Consider the following 3,035-nt stretch of genomic DNA (forward strand, 5'->3'; position numbering starts at 1 on the left):
GATGCTGGAGAAGTTCCCGCGCGTGACCTTCATCGGCCACGCGCAGACGTGGTGGGCCAACATCGACGCCGGCCATGCCGACCAGAAGGTGCTGTACCCGAAGGGGCCCGTGCGGCCGGGCGGCATCACTGATCGCTACCTGCGCGACTACCCGAACATGTACGGCGACCTGTCGGCGGGTTCGGGGCTCAACGCGCTGACGCGCGACGAGGCCTTCACGCGCGACTTCCTCGTGCGCCACCAGGACAAGCTGCTCTATGGCAGCGACTGCAACGACCACGTCGGCAGCGGCGAGAAGTGCCAGGGCGCGCAGACCATTGCCGCGCTGCGCCGCCTGGCGGGCAGCAAGGCCGTGGAGCGGAAGCTCCTCTACGAGAACGCGAAGCGGGTGTTCAGGCTGTAGCGGGGACGGGTATCGGGTATCGGGTAGCGGGGAGCGGGTTTCGCGAGGGTAGGGCCGGTTGTCCCAACCCGGCCCGCCGCACCCCATAATCACCGCATGTGCCGACGGCTGTGGCACCCCACGATCGTCGCTCTGCTGCTGGCGTGGCTCGTGCCTGCCGCTGGGCTGGCTCAGGCGCAGCCCGCGCTCGAGCGGTTCGAGGGCGTGGAGCCGCACATGGGCACGCTGGCTCGCATCACGGTGTATGCCCCCGACGCCGCGTCTGCGCGCGAGGCACTGCGTGCGGGGTTCGATCGCATCGTTGCCGTGAACGCCGCGTTGTCCGACTACCTGCCCGACAGCGAGCTGAGCCGTGTGACCCGCGACGCCGTGGGGCGCGACGTGCCGATCGGCAATGACCTCTGCCGCGTGCTGTCGCGTGCGCAGGCCCTGGCCGAGGCCACCGAGGGCGCCTTCGACGTGACGCAGGGGCCGGTCATCCGGCTGTGGCGCGAGGCACGCAAGGCGAAGCGACTGCCGGATCCCGCCGCCCTCGAGGAGGCCGCCCGTCGCACGGGCTACCGTCACATGCGCCTCGACGCGTCGCGCTGCGTGGTGGCCTTCGATCAGGCGGGCATGCAGCTGGACGTGGGCGGCATCGGCAAGGGCTACGCGGCGAGCGAGGCGCTTGCCGCCATCTCGGCGCTCGGCGTGCGCAGCGCACTGGTCGCCATCAGCGGCGACCTTGCCTTCAGCGACGCGCCACCCGGGCTGCCGGGCTGGCGCATCCGCGTGCACGACGGTGACCTCGGCGATGTCGGCGTCCCGGCCGTGTTGCGGCTCGCCAACGCCGCCGTGTCGACGTCGGGCAACAGCGAGCAGCACCTCGACGTCGACGGCCGCCGCTATTCCCACGTGATCGACCCGACGTCGCGCATGGGTCTCGTCGACGACATCACCGTCACCGTCATCGCGTCGCATGGCGTCGATGCCGATGGCCTCGACACGACGATGGGGATTCTCGGCGCCGAGCGTGGGCTGGCCCTGGTCGAGCGCGATCCGGAGGCCGCGGCGCTCGTCGTGGTGCGCAAGGACGGGCAGGTCTCGACGCGGGTGTCGCGGCGCATGCGCGAGATCGCGGCGACGCAGAGGTAGGGCGCCGTGCGGGCCGGGTTGGGACAACCGGCCCTACCTTCCAGGCGTCCGCAGCCAGGCGTCGAGTTCGGCGCGGGTCGGGAGCGAGGGCTGCGCGCCCGCGCGCGTCACGGCTAGCGCGCCCGCCGCGTTGCCTCGCCGCAAGGCGGTGGCATCGTCGGCGCCCTCGGCCAGCGCGACCCCGAAGGCACCCACGAACGCGTCGCCCGCAGCTGTCGAATCGACCACGTCCACGGTGTAGGCCCGGACCATGAGCGCGTCGCCGTCGACAGGGATCAGGCGCGCACCGGTAGCCCCGAGCGTGACGACGATCGTGCGCGCGCCGCGTGCCCGAAGTGCCGCCACGGCCGACGGCAGGTCGGTCGCGCCAGCACCCGCCAGCGAGAAGAGCTCGGTTTCGTTCACCACGAGGTAGTCCACGAGCGCCAGGAGCGCGTCGGGCACCGCGGCGGCCGGCGCGGCATTGAGCACGACGACCGCGCCGATCTCTCGCGCGCGACGCGCAGCGGCCAGCACCGCCGCCATCGGCACTTCGAGCTGCAAGAGCAGCACCTTCGCTCCGGCGATCACCGCATCCGCCAGCACGATGTCTGCCTCGCCGAGCGTGCCGTTGGCCCCCGGCACCACCACGATCGAGTTCTCGCCTGCATCGTCCACCGTGATCAACGCCACACCGGACGCCTCGCCGCCGCGCACGTCGACGCGCGTGACGTCGATCCCTTCGTCGGCCAGGCCCTGTGCCATCGCGAGCCCGAAGGCGTCCTCACCGACGCACCCGACCATCGCCACCGTCCCGCCCAGCCGTTGCGCCGCCACGGCCTGGTTGGCGCCCTTGCCGCCGGGAACCGTCAGGAAGCGGTGACCCGTGAGCGTCTCGCCCGGCTGCGCGAAACGGGGGGCGCGCACCACCAGGTCCATGTTGAGGCTGCCGACGACGGCGATGCGGGGCACGGCACTATCAGAAAGGAAAGAAGAGCAGAAGGGAAGAAGGAAAGAAGGCAGGGCGGGAAGGGGGAAGGACGGAAGGGGGAAGGGCGAAGGGGGGAAGGGGTATGCTGGCCGGCATTCACCGGAGTGCTGCGTGGCTCGATTGATTCGTCCTGGCGTTCGTCGTGTGGTGAGCCTCGCATGCATGTGCGCCGGGCTCGTCGTGTCGGTTCCCGTCGTGGCGCAGCAGGCCGTGACCACGCCGGCGCAGGCGGTACCCGATCCGTACATCGCGCGGCCGCGCGTGTTCGTGTTGACCGACATCGCCAACGAGCCCGACGACCAGATGTCGCTCGTGCGGCTGCTCGTGTACGCCGACGGACTCGACATCGAGGGGCTCGTGGCCACCACCTCCACGTGGATGCGCAACGGGACGCGCGTCGACGTGATCCGTTCCGTGCTCGACGCCTACGCGCAGGTGCAGCCGCGGTTGGCGACGCACGCTGCCGGGTATCCCACCGTGGAGGCGCTGCGTGCCGTGGTCGCCGCGGGGCAGCCCGGCTTCGGCATG

General features: G+C 71.3%; 4 protein-coding genes. 3 read left to right on the plus strand and 1 reads right to left on the minus strand.

Annotation, left to right across the window (positions count from 1 at the left end; all coding sequences use genetic code 11):
* Together ACIRDX_RS22275 and ACIRDX_RS22280 are read left to right on the plus strand one after the other, a co-directional pair.
* Nucleotides 1-403 (plus strand): amidohydrolase family protein (locus tag ACIRDX_RS22275; RefSeq protein WP_396627612.1); only part of this gene is annotated, 403 nt, incomplete at its 5' end.
* Nucleotides 404-499: 96 nt separating this feature from the next.
* Nucleotides 500-1,537: an FAD:protein FMN transferase gene (locus ACIRDX_RS22280; RefSeq protein WP_396627613.1), complete on the plus strand. Its 1,038-nt coding sequence runs from the start codon at nt 500-502 to the stop codon at nt 1,535-1,537.
* 33 nt (nt 1,538-1,570) lie between these two features.
* On the opposite strand, the gene rbsK is transcribed toward ACIRDX_RS22280, so the two are convergent.
* On the minus strand, nt 1,571-2,488 hold the full coding sequence (rbsK, locus tag ACIRDX_RS22285; RefSeq protein ID WP_396627614.1) for a ribokinase: 918 nt from the start codon (nt 2,486-2,488) through the stop codon (nt 1,571-1,573).
* Nucleotides 2,489-2,669: 181 nt separating this feature from the next.
* Between rbsK and ACIRDX_RS22290 the strand changes: the two genes are divergently transcribed.
* Nucleotides 2,670-3,035 (plus strand): nucleoside hydrolase-like domain-containing protein (locus tag ACIRDX_RS22290; protein WP_396627615.1); only part of this gene is annotated, 366 nt, incomplete at its 3' end.

The sequence above is a fragment of the Luteitalea sp. genome (assembly GCF_044337415.1).
Classification (GTDB): domain Bacteria; phylum Acidobacteriota; class Vicinamibacteria; order Vicinamibacterales; family Vicinamibacteraceae; genus Luteitalea.

Bases quoted from the DNA above. Each gene is read 5' to 3' on its own strand.
- ACIRDX_RS22280 (WP_396627613.1), top strand. From the start codon at position 500: ATGTGCCGACGGCTGTGGCACCCCACGATCGTCGCTCTGCTGCTGGCG.